At 53.3% G+C, this 15425-nt stretch carries 10 protein-coding genes and 2 pseudogenes; 7 read left to right on the top strand and 5 right to left on the bottom strand.

What is annotated here, in order from left to right; all coding sequences use genetic code 11:
• A partial coding sequence (locus tag GO986_RS21575) for a PAS domain S-box protein (protein ID WP_198170905.1) occupies positions 1–1875 on the bottom strand: 1875 nt, incomplete at its 3' end.
• A 52-nt stretch (positions 1876–1927) separates the two neighbouring features.
• Here GO986_RS21575 and GO986_RS23560 point away from each other — a divergent pair.
• A pseudogene (locus tag GO986_RS23560) lies at positions 1928–2182 on the top strand (inositol monophosphatase family protein); the annotation flags it as partial.
• A gap of 648 nt (positions 2183–2830) precedes the next feature.
• Positions 2831–3970, top strand: coding sequence for a GGDEF domain-containing protein (locus GO986_RS21565; protein WP_232337955.1), 1140 nt, complete (start codon positions 2831–2833; stop codon positions 3968–3970).
• Positions 3971–4385: 415 nt separating this feature from the next.
• On the opposite strand, the gene GO986_RS21560 is transcribed toward GO986_RS21565, so the two are convergent.
• Positions 4386–4628, bottom strand: a complete 243-nt coding sequence (locus GO986_RS21560) for a helix-turn-helix domain-containing protein (RefSeq protein WP_157461584.1) — start codon at positions 4626–4628, stop codon at positions 4386–4388.
• Between the two features lie 246 nt (positions 4629–4874).
• Between GO986_RS21560 and GO986_RS21555 the strand changes: the two genes are divergently transcribed.
• Positions 4875–5612, top strand: coding sequence for a class I SAM-dependent methyltransferase (locus GO986_RS21555; protein ID WP_224576514.1), 738 nt, complete (start codon positions 4875–4877; stop codon positions 5610–5612).
• Between the two features lie 32 nt (positions 5613–5644).
• Here GO986_RS21555 and GO986_RS21550 read toward each other — a convergent pair.
• The 3 genes and pseudogenes from GO986_RS21550 to GO986_RS21540 form a co-directional block, all read right to left on the bottom strand.
• A pseudogene (locus GO986_RS21550) lies at positions 5645–6112 on the bottom strand (hypothetical protein).
• A 19-nt stretch (positions 6113–6131) separates the two neighbouring features.
• The gene (locus GO986_RS21545; protein ID WP_157461583.1) at positions 6132–7427 is read right to left on the bottom strand and encodes an IS701 family transposase; all 1296 of its coding nucleotides are present in this window, start codon (positions 7425–7427) and stop codon (positions 6132–6134) included.
• Between the two features lie 343 nt (positions 7428–7770).
• Positions 7771–8139, bottom strand: a complete 369-nt coding sequence (locus GO986_RS21540; protein ID WP_157461582.1) for an MliC family protein — start codon at positions 8137–8139, stop codon at positions 7771–7773.
• An 816-nt stretch (positions 8140–8955) separates the two neighbouring features.
• On the opposite strand from GO986_RS21540, the gene GO986_RS21535 reads away from it, so the two are divergent.
• The 4 genes from GO986_RS21535 to GO986_RS21520 form a co-directional block, all read left to right on the top strand.
• The gene (locus GO986_RS21535; RefSeq protein ID WP_198170901.1) at positions 8956–10392 is read left to right on the top strand and encodes a hypothetical protein; all 1437 of its coding nucleotides are present in this window, start codon (positions 8956–8958) and stop codon (positions 10390–10392) included.
• 224 nt (positions 10393–10616) lie between these two features.
• Positions 10617–12926, top strand: a complete 2310-nt coding sequence (locus GO986_RS21530; RefSeq protein ID WP_157461580.1) for a hypothetical protein — start codon at positions 10617–10619, stop codon at positions 12924–12926.
• A gap of 84 nt (positions 12927–13010) precedes the next feature.
• Positions 13011–14171 carry a ligand-gated ion channel gene (locus tag GO986_RS21525; RefSeq protein WP_157461579.1) on the top strand — a complete coding sequence of 387 codons (1161 nt, stop codon included), beginning with the start codon at positions 13011–13013 and terminating at the stop codon, positions 14169–14171.
• A gap of 137 nt (positions 14172–14308) precedes the next feature.
• The coding region (locus GO986_RS21520; RefSeq protein WP_198170898.1) for an NACHT domain-containing protein at positions 14309–15425 on the top strand (1117 nt) is incomplete at its 3' end.

Here is a 15425-nt window from a genome sequence, read left to right as displayed (position 1 = left end):
TAGTGCTGCGGGCGTGGTGAAAAGGTGTGTCAAGGCGTCCACCACCTGCGGATCAAAGTGACGCCCGGCCTGTGTCTGAATCTCCGCCAGCGCCGCTTCCTGCGACCAGGCCCGCTTATACGGCCGCTCACTCATCAGCGCGTCCAGCACATCCGCCACCGCCACAATTCGGCCACTCATGGGGATCTGTTCACCCTGGAGTCCTGTTGGGTAGCCACTCCCATCCCACCGCTCGTGATGCGTGCGGGCAATTTCTTCCGCCATCACCACCAACGGACTCTGGCCTCCAGAGAGAATATTGGAGCCGATGTTGCAGTGCGTTTTCACGATGTCGAATTCCTCGGGTGTCAGGCGGCCCGGTTTCAGCAGAATGCTGTCTGAAATGCCAATCTTGCCGACGTCATGCATGGGCGCTGCTTGTCGGATCAGGTGCACGTCTACCTCTGGGAGCCCCAGGTACGCCGCGATGCTCGCGGCGGTGGTCCCAACCCGAGTCATGTGCTCGCCCGTGTCATCGTCGCGGTACTCGGCGGCCCGGGCCAGCCGTTCGAGCACTTCCAGTTGCGCCGCTTCAACTCGGTGTCTGAGCAGCGTGTTGTGGTGCTGAACGGTGGTTTCTGCAGTCTTGCGGTCGGTGATGTCAATTGCTACACCAATCAGGCCGGTCAGCGCGCCGTCCACGCCATAGGACGGCAGCTTGGTCGACCAGAACGTCCGGCGAGCGCCACTGGGCAACTGGTCCGTCACCTCATAGGTCACGGCTTGAGCCTCCAGCAGGACCCCTTCATCCCGCAGCCGCGAAGCCTGAGCCACATCGTCCGCGAACAACTGCTCATCGGTCTGTCCCAGAATTTCGCTGGCCGGGCGGCCAATCTGGGCGGCGCCCGCTTGGTTGATCATGGTGTAGCGGCGATCCTGATCCTTCACGAAGATGGCTTCTGGGACCGTATCCACCACGGCCCGCAGCAGGCGGTGACTGCTCTCCAAGGCGTCTTGGGACGCTTTTATATCGGTCAGGTCTCGCAGGGATGCGGTGAAAAGACGTGCATTCGGCAAATCAAGCGGCGTGATCGCCAGTTCGCAGGGAAAGGTCTGCCCGTCCCGCCGGAGGGCAGCGAGTTGGAGCCGCTTGCCGAGCACTGGCCCCTCACCTGTCTTCAAATAGTGGTCCAGCCCTCGGCGGTGGGCGGCGCGCCATTCCGGCGGAATGATATGCGTACCCAGGTCCTGACCCAGCATGTCATCACGGGTGTACCCGAAGAGCCGCTCAGCGGCCGGATTCCATTCGGTGATCTGCCCTTGCTCATTCATCACGATGACGGCGTCCAGCGAGGAGTTGAGGACAGCCGCGTTCACGGCTTCACGGCGGGCCAAGACCGCCCCCATCCGCCGCAGTTCCAGTTCGCTGACGACCCCGTCGGCCAGGTGCTGCAGCACCTGGCCGTCTTGAGGGCTCAAGGGCGCGCGAGGTTCGCGGTCGAGGATACAGAGGGTGCCCAACTTCTGACCGTCTGGTGTGATCAGAGGGGCGCCGGCATAGAAGCGGATGTGCAGGTCACCCGTCACCAACGGGTTGTCTGCAAATCGGTGATCTTGCCGGGCATCCGGCACCACCAACACGCCGTCATGGTCCAGGGCGTGCGCGTAAAAGGAGATGGACCGAGGTGTCTCCTGGAAATCAAGGCCATAACAGGCTTTAAACCATTGCCGCTCAGCGTCCACGAGAGAGATGAGCGCAATGGGCGCATTGAACATGGCACTGGCCAGGCGAACCGCTCGGTCATACACGGCTTCTGGTGGGGTATCCAGGATGTGGTAGGCCGCCAGGGCCGCGAGGCGAGCCGCCTCTAAGGGGTGCAAGGCGTCGGCACTCATAGGAAGATCGTACGCAGCGTACCCTTTCAGAAGCCTCACGGGCCGCCTCTTCATGAGGCCTTCAACGGTGCAACTTCACCGGATCATGCAGCGCCCACAGGAGATTCCACCGCCATCATCTGGCGGACCTTCCTTGGCCGGGCGGGCTCAGTGCGCCGACTGGTCGGCGCACGCCGCTCTCCTGGTCGCGGCAGGGCAACTCGACTTGGCGATCCAACTGGGCGGCCAGGTGTGGGACTACGTAGCCCTCGGACTTATCGTGCAGGAGGCAGGTGGGTTGCATTGGCGGGCTCGGTCGGAGTGGAGGGTGATATCGGTGACCCACTTTTGGTTCGGCCGGTTGGTGCCGAACGCTCGGTTCAGCAGATGTTTTGCACTTGGGCGAGTTCATGACGATTTGGTCGTCACGCAAAATGGCCGCTTGCAACGAACCGCTAGCCCTGCGCCTCCTCAGGAACGAGGCGCTCAAGCGCGTGGGTGGGGTCCAGCCAGACCAGCAGGCCCGTATCGGCGATCACTTCCAGCGAGAAGCCAGACCAGCCCACGACGGCTCAAACGATAAAGGGCACGCCACCTTGCCGGCGGAGGCGGTCACCGGGTTGAACGGTACTCAAAGTGGTGACGGATTGCCAGGACATAGTGGCAGCCTAGCGAATCTCCCGCCGGACCAACGCTGAGCCGAGACACACCGTGCCATTGACCCCCCTGCCGGCCCTGAGTGGGTAGGCCTTCATTTGCCCCACCCCACCCGTTGAGCGACCCTGACGCGACTCTGGCCCCGCTGAGGTCAGGAGTCAGCCTCTACACCTCCCTCGCGTCCCACGGGCCAGCAGCAGCTCGCTGTGGGCGCTGGCCCGCCGGGTCATTGGCGCCGGGTCCTGGGGCCCTGACCCGCACACCCCCTTCATGTTGTGGGCCGTCACACCCGTTGCGCTGAACTGGACCCGTGGACGTGATGGTGGTCGTAGACGAACTGTTGGTGAACCTGGCGCTCTTGATCGCTGGTGTCACCGTCATCACCCTGACGTATCAGGGCACAGCGGCACGCGAAAGTCCTGCGCGGCTGCTCCTGCGCTACAGCGCCACAGTGACGGTTGCGTTTGTGCTGCTGCTGCACAGCGCCCACCTCGCACCCGGGCTGCTGTTCGACTTTTGCGGCGTCATGATCGCCCTGGCGGCGCGCCGCTACGGCCTGATCGCGGGGGTCTTGGTGGCTTTGCCGGTGGCCCTCTACCGGCTGGCCCTGGGTGGACCGGGCGCCTGGCCTGGGGTCATCAGTCTCCTGCTGGTGGCCCTGCTGGCCGGGGCCCGCACGGGCTGGGTGCGGCGGATTCCGCGGTACTCCGAAGATGATCTGCTGCATCACTGGTGGGTTCCTGCAGGCATCTTTGGCCTGTCCAGTCTGCCGACCTTCCTGGCCTTTTTCCTGGCCGGCAAGCCGCTGCTTCAGGCCGTGCCCGTGTACCTCTCCATCACTGCACTCAGCGCTCTGGGGCTAATCGTGGCGCACGGCGTGAAGCAGCGCCGGCTGCGGTCCCTGGTGCGCACCCAACAGCTGGAGCAACTGGTGTTTGTCGACAGCCTGACGGGCGCCCTGAACCGCCGCCGCTTTGACGAGGACTTCCGCCACCCGGAGCAGCCGGCCTACGTGCTGCTGCTGGATCTTGACCACTTCAAGCACATCAATGACACCTACGGCCATGACCAGGGTGACGGTGTGCTGCGCGCCCTGGTGCAGGTGCTGCAAGAAACGGTGCGGCCCACGGATGGGATCTACCGGCTGGGGGGTGAAGAGTTTGCGGTGCTGCTGTCGCCTTGCGACGATGTGGTCGTGCGCCGGGTGGCCGAGCGCCTGCGTGCGCGGGTTCAGGACCTCTTGGCCACGCGCGCCGGCTTGAGAGGCGAGACGATCACGGTGTCCGGCGGCCTGGTGCGCCTGGAGGGGGAAAAGCGCGCGGTGCTGCGCACCGCGGACGAGTTGCTGTACCAGGCCAAGGCCTTTGGCCGCAACCGCATCGTGACGAACCTGGGGCGCGTGACGCACGCCGGAGACGAAGGCCAGCCGTTCAGCGCCCGGGTGGGGTCAACCACCTGATGCTCACCGCGCAACGCGTGAAGCAGGGCGTGTAGCGTTGGAGCGCGGAGGGGCCCGCCTCCAAGATGTGAAGTGCGACGGTGATGCTCTGCCGCAGCTCCCTCAGCGCCAACCGATGTCCTTAAAGGTGACCTTGCCCAAGTCAAATGGCCCGACGGTACGCTGGAGGCTTGACCCATTCGAGATCTTCCCCACGGCGTGCAGGAAGGCGATGTGCTGCGGGTTGAGTGTCGGAATGGGTGACATAATCTGTAGGGGTCCCGCTAGAGTTGAAACGGGACTTCCCGCTTGCGGTTCATCCGGCTTGTCCTCACACTTGGTTGGCGTTGCGAAGTCCAAATCATTGGCACCAGCGCTACGCCCGCCTTGAGCGAATGCCCCTGCGCCGTCATGGACTTCTCGAGGCCCCAAACCGTCACTTGACCCCACTCACCCGCAGGTGGGCCATCTCCTGGCGCGGCGTCGTGCTGAACAACCGCGTGTACTCACGCGTAAATTGCGACGCGCTGGCGTACCCCACCTGCCGGCTGACCGCCCCCACATCCAGACCCGCGCTGTACAGCCGCCGGGCTTCTTGCAGGCGCACGTTCTTCTGAAATTGCAGCGGACTCAGCCCCGTCACCGCCTTAAGGCGGGCATGGAACGTCGACACTCCCATATAGCTGCCCTGCGCCAGCGCCTCAATATTCAGCGGGCATCGAAATGGTCCTGAATCCACGCAATGGCCCGCTCGATTTTCTGGCCGCTTATCCTCGCGTTGCCCTCCTCCAGCAACCTGCCATAAGTCACCGCGAATAGGGATTGACACAGAGCTACATCGCTACCAAGTTAGGATTCCCTCCCCTCAGCGCATAGCTTCGCCGATGAAAGGACTGGATCATTCCTCAGCGTGGTAAAATCGGCAGTGCGAATTGCGACGTTAGACCAGCTCCTAGACGCTCTTGATGGCCTATTTGCTGATGGCTCTGATTGGACTCGGCGAGAGCAGGACGACCCTTGGATTCGGATTTTCAGCCAGGATACTCACCCTCTGAATTCCAATCTTCCTGATGCCAATTTGGTCTCCTGGTTGAGGCAAGGTCTGCTTCCGTCCGGGGAGGCTCGGACGGCACTTGATCTCGGTTGTGGCTTAGGTCGCAATACTCGCTGGTTCGCTCGACAGGGATACCAAGCCACCGGCATCGACCTCTCCGCATATGCGGTCAATCAAGCGCAGGCGCGCTCCAACGAAGGAGATGTCACGTTTCTTGAGGGAGATGTCCTGCGCGAGCATATTTCTGGCGGGCCTTTTGATGTGATCTATGACTCAGGCTGCTTCCATCATCTTCCACCGCATCGGCGATTGTCTTATCTCCGGACCCTGGAGAAGGTTCTAAAACCTGGCGGATTGTTCGGTATCTGCACCTTTGCGTGGGGGCAGATGGGCAGTGAGGAAGACGATGTCACGCTCCTGCGCCAGGGACATCTTGAAGGCGGAATCGCGTACACCATGGACGATCTTCGCCAGGTCTTTTCTTCGTTGGAATTTTTGGAAGGTGGTGCTCTTCAGGTCGAGTCAGGTCAGACAGAAGAGGTCTTCGACATGCCGTTCCTCCATGCAGCGCTGTTCCGACGGCCTCAAGAACAGCAGGATGGAAGTTGAATCGCACAGCAGAGGCAAGGACCGGGTAGCGATCAGCCACTGAGGTCAATGAACTTTAGGTTGTGTGCCAGGACGCCCAGCGCGACCTTTAACCGCAGGCTGAGGTGCGTTTTCACCTGACCCCAACGCAGTCCCGCACCAGCAAGGACAGAGAAGGCAGACTCGATCGCTTTCCTCGCGGCCCCGTATTCTTTCAGCCTGTCTGGCATTGAGTTTGAAAGGTGTCAGGCATGTCCCTGACTGATACCCCTTATCTCCGATTTGTTTTGGGCCACCATAGAAGGAAAGCCTGGGAAATGATGGAGCTTCACAAAGCGCCACCAGCGGCTGAAATACGGCGCCTTGTGCAGCTTCTGAAGCAGTGCGACTGCCAGCAGGTCAGCATCAGAGAGCTTCTCGTGGGAATGGATGAGCTTGGGCGGAATGTGCGGCTGAATCCAGCGGCTCAGCAGGGTAACGGCAACACTCAGCGGTAGTAGAGTGAAGTCGGGACGGCCCATCACTGTACTTCGGGAAAATTCAAGGGCCGCTGAATAGGCCGGTACAGGGACAACACCGCGAGTAGCAAGCTGGAAGCAGACCTGCTGCCAGCTCATCTCGGATCGTTGGTACCGAGTCGCCTATGAGGTCATCAGGCTGGCTGAGCCGCAACCATTGGAGAAAGAGCAGGGCCACCATGCAGAGCAGAGCATGATGGTGTAACCCGCGCCATGAGCGGCCCTCAAAGTGATCCAATCCCACCTCCTGCTTCAATTCTCGATGGGTCAATTCACACGCCCACCGGCGCTTGGTTCCCTCAACGAGGTGATGAAGCGCCGTCTCGGGAGGGAGGTTACAGGCATAGTATTTCCGTTCGCCACCACGCCGTTCCTCCCCGATGATCCAGGCCGATTGACTTGGTAAGTGCTGACCTTGCCGATACTCCGTCCCATCGGCCAAGCAGACGTATTTGGCTGCGAAGCGGCCAGAGAGCGCGGCTTTCGTCCCCTGCCGCCACAAGACCTGATGCCAGACGGCATCTGCCAGCATCTCTTCCACGGTTTGACGTGGGTGAGACGGCGTCGGGTATTTAGATTGACGCCCGTGAACAGGTTTCAGGCTTAGTAAGAGTTGAACATCGGCGGGGTAGGCCTTTTGAGAACGATAGATACCCACGGACCAGTGAAGATTCCGGTCGCTTAACGCTTGCCGGAACGGCGCGTTGGCACCGTAGCCGGCATCGGCAAGCACCATGCCGAAGTTGAGGTGCGGGGAGACGCGGTCGAGTTCGTCAATGGCGACAGCCCATTTGCTCAGCGCGTGCTGGTGTTCCTCAGGAACACCAGCATCAACCATCCGCTGGGCGTTACCTGTCCAGTCACGGGGTAGAAAAAGGCGGAGACTGACAGGAACAGGAAGATCGTGTTGGGCTAGCGTGAGCGAGATCAAACATTGGCACTGGGTCAGTCCACCTACCTGTCCGGAGTACTGCTTGGTAACCCCGACCGACTTGGTTCCAGATTTGGTCAAGCAGGTGTCGTCGATGATCAGGACTGCACCTTTCCCGCCAAGCATTTGGTTGGCTCGCTGAAAGAGTAAGGGCTCGAGGGCGGCGGTGCTCCATGGGCTGTCCGTGATGAAATGCTGAAAACGATCCTCGTCGCCAGGTGCGACCAGATCGGCCATGGGAACTATACTTTTCCGGTGCGACACGCTGCACAGACCTTGAACGTAAAGTGCGGCGAGACGTCGTCTCGCCTTGTGGTGCAAATGGACCTGAAAGGGTTCGAACCAAGTCGGGAAGTGTCGGGTCCAGCGTGGCAGGTGACGACGCATAGGAGAAGGACAGCATCACCGATGCTGTCCTTGATGTCACCTTGCTGAATTTTCCCGAAGTACAGATAAGCACCGTCCCTCTCGCATCTTTTGAACCCGGAGTCAACCCCTATTCGCGGTAAATAGGTAGTGACGCTACAGGGTGGTGATCCTGATAGAGAGAGGGACTCTCTGCTCCTCGTTGTGGTGGGATAGCCAGCGCTCAACGCTGTGAGCGTTGGGACATCAGCGTGAAGGCTATGTAGCACTTCTTAGCGCCACGACTGCGGATCGCTAAGCCATCTGATCCGGATCAGATGTACTTTTACTGTATCGTTGGACTTTATGGTTCTGGGCGTCTGTCTCAGCCGCGCGGTGCTTTACAGGCTGTGAGAAGGGATTTGGTCTTGCCGCTGCTCGTAAAGGCATTAAGCTCCGCCTGCCCTTGATGCTCCCACCATTCCAGACCGTTCGGTGCTTGTGCCGGGCCGTACAGGCCAGCGTACCTTGACCCGCTTGCGCTGAGTGCTTCAGCCAGACCGTACTGTTTGCCCTGCCAATTCACGACCGCGAACAGGGGCCGAGTCGCAAAGCGGATATAAATCACATCAAGTTTGGTACCGCCTGAGCAGGTGTAATGCACAGTTCTATAGGTCATGGAGATAGGGGATGTTGCGGCAAGGGCGGGAGCGCTCAAACTCAGGGTTGCGGCCAGTGTCAGCAGGTGTCTCATCTCCTAGACCCTACAGTCGGGTGCGTTGCAGGCTCGTAACGGCCTCTGCCCCTCTTCACCGAATCAAACGCAGAGGCCTCTTTGCATCCAGGTTCCGGGATGCGAGGTGCTCCCGCTGGGCGGAGCGAGACTGAAGACCAATGAAGACTCGTAGTTCCGTTGCCCTTGATGTCGTCAAGGACGGAGTCAATGCCGGCTCAATCGGCTAGAGACCAGTGGCCTGATCAGGCCCGTGTCCCTTAAGGCCGCGTTCTATCTATCGGTTCTTAATCCGTACTACTTGTGTAGATCGTATGCAAGAAAGTTCAGGTTTTTGTCTGGTGTTACAAGGCGTTATGGCTCGATAACGCATCATAACGCTTTCGATACGGTCTGCTCTGTACCCTCTACTCAGTCTTCCAACCAATCACCCGTAAATCACTTCGCGGAGATTTAACGTTGAAGGACTACCAGGCTGACCGCACGTCTTCTGAACAGGATGTTGCGATTGAAATTCGTCTCTTTCCGTCGGTTGGCAAGCTCAAATAGCGCCTTCGTTCTCCATCTCTATTTTGGCAGCGTAGTTTTCCTTTCACTGAAAATTATGAGTGTTTAGCTTCTACACGAGATTGGGAAGGAGTCTCTTTGGCATACCCTTAGGAGAGATCGCAATGTCCGTTTGTTAGCCGCATTCTAACCCATGGAATGTGCTAGTTCCTAGTCACAATTTAGGTGTCTCTACTGGAACGCAATTGAGTTTCGATCAAATAAATCTTCGATGTTCCGAATAAAGATACAAACTTCACTCTGTCTTTGACAGTCAGGAGAATTATGTCTATGGTTAGCAAAAAGATTGTCTCTTCCCTTATCGGCCTGCTTACGATTGCTCTTTTGTCAGGATGCGATTCCTCGCAGTCTGTTCCTCCCGTCACCCCACCAGGGCCGACGACTCCGACTGACCCCGGACAGACTGATCCTCTCAATCCGGGCGAGGATAGCGAAATTGATTTCACCTATGTTGACGAGGATTCCGCACTCTCGATCAATACAGTTCAAGATGGTCAGGTTAAATTCGTCCCCAATCTGAAGATCCTCCGAGCAGATAAGGAAGAAATTCCTGAAGAAGTGATGGCGCAATCTGTTGGTATGCAGGCCCTGAGCTTGGCCAGCGATGCAGCAGGGCACTGGCATCCAATCAAGAGGGAGGGAGACGTAATCATTCTTGAACGTGATTCCGGCTCAACTGCACCGTTTGAATACTTTGCCGGTGACTTTCTGACCTCACAAGCCTCTTCAGTCTTCCCGAATGGTGCACTCCTGAAGGTTGTCAGCGTAGAGAAGCGGAGTGAAACGCAGTACGCTCTTGCAACGCAACATGCCACGATTGATCAGGTCATTAAGTATGCCGACGTAGAGCATAACACAGAGAATTTTGACGAGGAAGCGTTGAAGAGCGAAATCGATCATTTGAACGGGCTTTCAACAAAATTCGTGAGTCGTTCTGACCTCAAAGCCCAAGGTATAACTAATCTCAAAACTATACAGATTAATATACCCAAACAAGTTATTCTCTGTAGCGATACAGACACAACTCAGAATATCATTCTGAGCGGTGGCATTAATATGAACTTGCGTTTAAATACCGATGTCTCAGTTGACTTTCCTCACTGGTATTCTGTTGTACCTAACGTTAAGTTGGAAGGTGTAGTCTTAGTCGATCAAGATTCGAGCTTGAGCTTAACTGCGAATTGCCCAGGCATGAAATGGAGCATTCCACTCGCGACCTATACCTTCGACGAAATTAGTTTCTCTGTCGGTGTGATTACACTTCGAGCTGCGCCTACGATGACGCTCTCGCTGAATGCAGATGGAAAAATCACAGGGGAGGTCAGCTTTAAACAAGTTTACAATGGTAAGTTTGGTGGTGGCGTCGATAACTTTGCTAGGAACGGTGCTTATGGCGTTGTCGATAATAAACTAAGTTATACACTTACTAACAAGTGGTCTGGTGAGGCTCGATTTTATCCTCAGGTCAAAATGAATCTTAATCTCTACGTAAATCCGCCACTCGTTGGGCAGGCGGGGGCGCAAATTGATACTACTGTAAATCTTGGCGCGAAACTCTCAGCTTCGAACTCCAAGCTCTGTATCAACGGCTTTACGGAAGGCTCAGTGAAGTATTCTGCGAATGCAAGCATCGTTGGATTCAATATCTTTAATACGTCGGCGACATCGAATCTTAACGGTTACACCTCGCCAGCATTCTGCGTTTAGCATCCTTTACTGGTCATTGAGTTAGAAATCGTAGCATAGCACTCTCCATTCAATATAGTGAGGCGATAGTATCATCGTAAAACATGATAAGCCTCACTATATTAATCTTAAAATATGTAGTTCGGCAACTGTTGGCAATCATAGATGGTTGTCGATTTGTATTCAATACAAATCGCGGTACAAGGAGAAACAACGTGAATACATTATTCAAGCAGACTACTGTGTTGTCTGTCTCTATTCTGCTCTCGTCTTGTGGATTGCAGTCGAATCCTTCCACTCCAAGCACACCCGCTCATCATACATCCGTTAGCGGGTACGTTTATATCACTCCTAACGATGCTTTGAAGAACACAGCTATTGATATTCGCTCTCTAGATGGTAGGACACTCATAAAAACAGAATCTGATGATGAAGGATTTTTCGATATAGATTTGGATATTGCTAGTAATAAAGAGCCGTTCGTGATTGTCGCAAACGGGGAGTTAGACAGTAAAAAAATTCAACTTAGTCGTACTGTGAATTCCGATGACTTTCTCGATACGCTCGACGTTAATCTTATTACCACTCTTGCGACAGAGCGATATCAACAGACTCAAGGTAATTTAGATCTTGCTTTTGCTCAAGTCTCGGAGGATCTGGGCCTGAAAACTCCAGGTCGCGAGTTGAGAGACGACTCGTATTTCGTTGACCTTTCGGAATTAAATATTTCGCAGTTTGAAGGTCTCAGCTCGCTCAAAAATCTCAGTCAGTACATCAAGACGACTCAGAATCGTTTTAATAACGAGATTAAAGTCCAAGGAATTCCATCTAGAACTTACAGAAAAGTTCTTGGATCTGCCCTGATTGCTGGTGTCGGAGCAATTGCTGATTTGGGGGAGCAGTCGGGATTGGTTAAGGCGGCGAAACCGTTTCTTGAAGAGTATCTAGATAAGAAACTCAACACATCTTCGCCTACTCTTGATTTGAATGATATTGTTTCCGAGATCGCAAAATTAGAGTATAACTTATCTTCGACAACGGTAAGCTCAACACTTGCTAATGAGCTTCGCCAACTTAGCCCCCAAGAAGATCTATTCAAATCACTTCTCAGAAATGATATTGAAAGGGATCAGCGTCTCAAAGGTCAGAACAATCCTCAGCTCCGACAGAGAATTGAAGCTGAGGAGGACGCCGATGCAATTATACAAAACCATAGCTCACTACAAGCTATATTATTCAATCAATCGAATGGTTTAGACGGGCAAAATCAGAAATTGATCCTTGATTACAGCAGAGCTCTGAAACCATTTGGAACAAATGAAAATGCATCAGATGTTGGCCGCAGACGAGTTACGGCTCCTCGAGGTCTCATTGAGACATTTTTAGCAGAGAGGATATTGGAAAATGGAGACGACTACTTTCATTTTTCCTTCTCCAAAGGAAGTTTGTTAAATAATGGAGAGTATTATACTAACGTACAAGCACTTAAAAATCGATACCTCATCATGGATGAAAGTGATGCAATTGAGGCAACTAATTTATTCAGAAATTATATATCTCATCAAGCATATCTTATTAGCAGATCAATAAACTTGTTAAGAAAAATCACAGGATATAAAAACAAGGATAGGCAATATTTAGACTATTTCTCGGGACTTAAAGATTTGGAAAAAAGGCGATTGGAAGCAGCAATGTCACAATTTCCTAATCTTACACAGGATAATATTAGCTCCTTTGCCGATTCAACTATTTTGACTTTTGAAACTGAAGTCCAGAGATATCAATCTGTGTTCAGTTATTTTGTTAACAGTCCATATCGAATATCTATTGACACAGGTAATGTGAGTGAAACTAGGTCTATAGTTATGAAGTTTAAGAAATATTTTCCAGCGAATGTTATCTCCGATGCCAATGGAATAGTCACCGAAGGTTATTTCGTCCAGGATGGCACATCAGGCACACAGCAGAAGACATTCCCTACCATTGTTATCGATAGCCAGGCTAAGAAGGTGGATTTGTGGGCTTGTGCTCGAGCTGGCTACATTCCAAAAAATCAGTATGAATCAAATTTATTCGATTACCCCGCTGATGCCCCTACGAATAAGCAACCGACCACGTTGTATGCCTCACCAGCTCTGGGTTCCGTGTCTACAGAAGGATGGAGAAGGCCAGATGCAAAGGTGGTATCAAAGATTGACGCTACATATGAAGTCAATCCGTTGGTATCACTGAATTTGATTCAGCAGATGTGCAACTTCAATCTCCTCAGCGAGGGTGACACGACAAAAACGGCTGTCCTTCTCAGCGGTGCGTCAACATATAAAGGTTCATTCGTAGAGACGAAAAATGGCAGACCTGGAGTACTGAAGATTAATCAGGACATAGTCAGTTCAGGATTGCCATCGGTACTAGACGCTCATATTTCCGCACCAGAAGCATATGACTCTTATGACGCCACCCGAAAAATTTATAAAGTTGGATTTTCATCAAAATATAATGTTATTCTTCCTCTTTATCTCTCTAACTATGATGTAATTCCATTTATTGAGAAATAGACTATTTACATCTGGCCTGGAGTTTTATATTCCAGGCCAGATGTACGAATCAATCTATTGAGATATATGTGCTGAGGAGATTGAATGAATCAAATACATAGAAATGCACTACCTCCAAAATTTGACGCTTTATACTGTACATTTTATACTATATCTAATTTATATATAAGAAACAGATTTGTCAGTCGCTTACACAAATTCCTCAATTTCCAGAATAATGCACTTATAGCTCTCATTCTGACTATCTTTCTCTGTCAGGCGTCCCATGCTCAATCCGATATATCCAACGTCGCTAGTGCATCTAAAATAGATACTAATGATAAAAATGTAATTGTAGATGTTCTTATCAATGAGATTTATAGTATTGATCCCGTTGAAGGAGATTTTCTAGCTGACGTCACGCTGAGCTACGAGTGGAACAATAGAAGTAACACAGAAGCCTTAAAGACAGATGACCCAATGCTGTCAAGTGATCCACTAATCGACTTTGTGAATGACAGAGACTTAAATCTGATTTGGGAGGATTACGGCGAGCCAACCTCTCCAGACATGCAATACAGAGTAAGCCGACGTTATAATGGTGAATTTTCCGCATACTTTGATCTCTCGAAATTTCCCTTCGACACCCAGCAGATTAAGTTGATCCTTGAGCCAAGACACAATACCACTAAAGAAACGACACTTATGTTCAATCCACAACTTTCCAATCTCGGCTCCACTCAGCTCATTGACACTATGATTCCGAAAAATGAATATAATGGAATTGATGGATGGAAGTTCAAATCCGCCCAACTGATCGCTAAGGAACAGAACTACGTAGGTCGCGCTGCACCCTCACCTAGATTATTGGTCGATCTCACGGCTGATCGAGAGTACAGTCATTATACCTATCTCGTCATCAGCTTGATATTCTTCATATCGCTCATCTGCTTTTCAGCATACTTCTTCCCAATTGAAGATATTGGAAGTCGTTTGCAAGTTCTAACGGCACTACTCCTAGCATTAACTGCCGTGCAGTTTGTTGTTTATGATGACTTACCCACAATACCTTACCTAACGAGAATCGATCTGATGTTCCTGTCCTGCTATGTTTGCATGCTCTCGGTGATCGCTATCACTGTATTTGTCAAGTGGCAGATATCAAAACGCGACCGGGAATCAGTTGTAAAATTTGAGAAGGCTGCCATGATTTCTACATCTATCATCTTTTGCGGTGCATTTCTGGCTGTTAATGTACTGCGATAATTTTTAGACGCTCTACATTGATATGGCTATATTAAGATATGGAATAGTGTCTGGACTTAAAAGACATCTTCATATGAAATATTTGAATTTATTTGTTAGAGTCTACACTCTACTAATTTCTTGGTATGGAGAACACCATGTACTTGACCACGCTGGGTGGCACGAACCTGTCAACTTCACGCATTGCACCGCGTCATCTGCTGTTTCTCGCCTACCTCCTTGTCGAAGGGCCTACCAGCCGTGCTCGGCTGCGGGCCCTCTTCTGGCCGCACAGTACCAGTGCCGCTGGCAATCTCCGTGTCCTCATCAGCCTCGTGCGCCAGGCCGCACCCGGATTAATTATTGAACGGGGCGATCGCCTGACTGTGCAGTGCAGCAGCGATGTGACCGAGCTTCTCAGTCACATTCAGGCCAAGCGGGCGAGTGAAGCTCTCCAGCTGTACCAAGAGCCGTTCTTGACCCATATCGCCCTCACGCTTCTAGGACCAGAACTCGAAGAATGGTTGATCGACACCCGAGAATCCATCGCTGAACAACTCTGGGAGATTCTTGTTCACGACGCAGAAGCTCTGTTAGGGCAATGCCGAATCAACGAAGCGACTCGGCACGCCGAAGCGGCCTGGCTCCTGCCTGGACTTCCACCTCGGGATGAGCACGATCTGCGCCGCATGCACCGCCTCCTGACGCTTTGTCATAGCCCGCATGCCGGCTTGGTAAGCCGTGAGGCCCGGTCACTCGGGCTGGAGATCGAGGGGCCTCCCCCCACAGCTGAACTGGAGTTCATTGCCTTTCCTGGACCTCATCTCCCCGAAGAAATCACACCCTTTCTGGGGCATCAGGAATTACTGCAGCAGATTCACTCAACGCTTCATCTGCCAGAGGTGCGGCTCCTGACCATCTTCGGGATCGGCGGTGCAGGGAAAACGCGCCTGGCTCTTCAAGTGGCCCAGCGGGCTCAGCAGATCTACCACAGTCAGGTGTGGTGGATTGCTTTAGGAGAAGTCCAGCAGCCAGAGGACATACTGCCTTATGTCGCCCGGATCCTCGGTGCCCCACTTTCGCCCGGCCGATCTGCGCTTGATGTGGTGGTCATGGCCCTGCGCGAACGCCCTGCTCTCGTCGTTCTCGACCAATTCGAGCATTTGTATGGTGCAACTTCTCTCATTTCTGAACTCCTGCGGCAATGCCCTCAACTGAAGGTGCTGGTCACGTCTCGACAGCGCCTGGCACTCCGAGCAGAAACGGCCTTCGAAT

Origin of the sequence: Deinococcus arboris (assembly GCF_009755355.1) — a bacterium.
GTDB classification, from domain to species: Bacteria; Deinococcota; Deinococci; order Deinococcales; family Deinococcaceae; genus Deinococcus; species Deinococcus betulae.
Note: the sequence above shows the minus strand (reverse complement) of the source record. Positions and strands in the feature narration are given on the sequence as shown.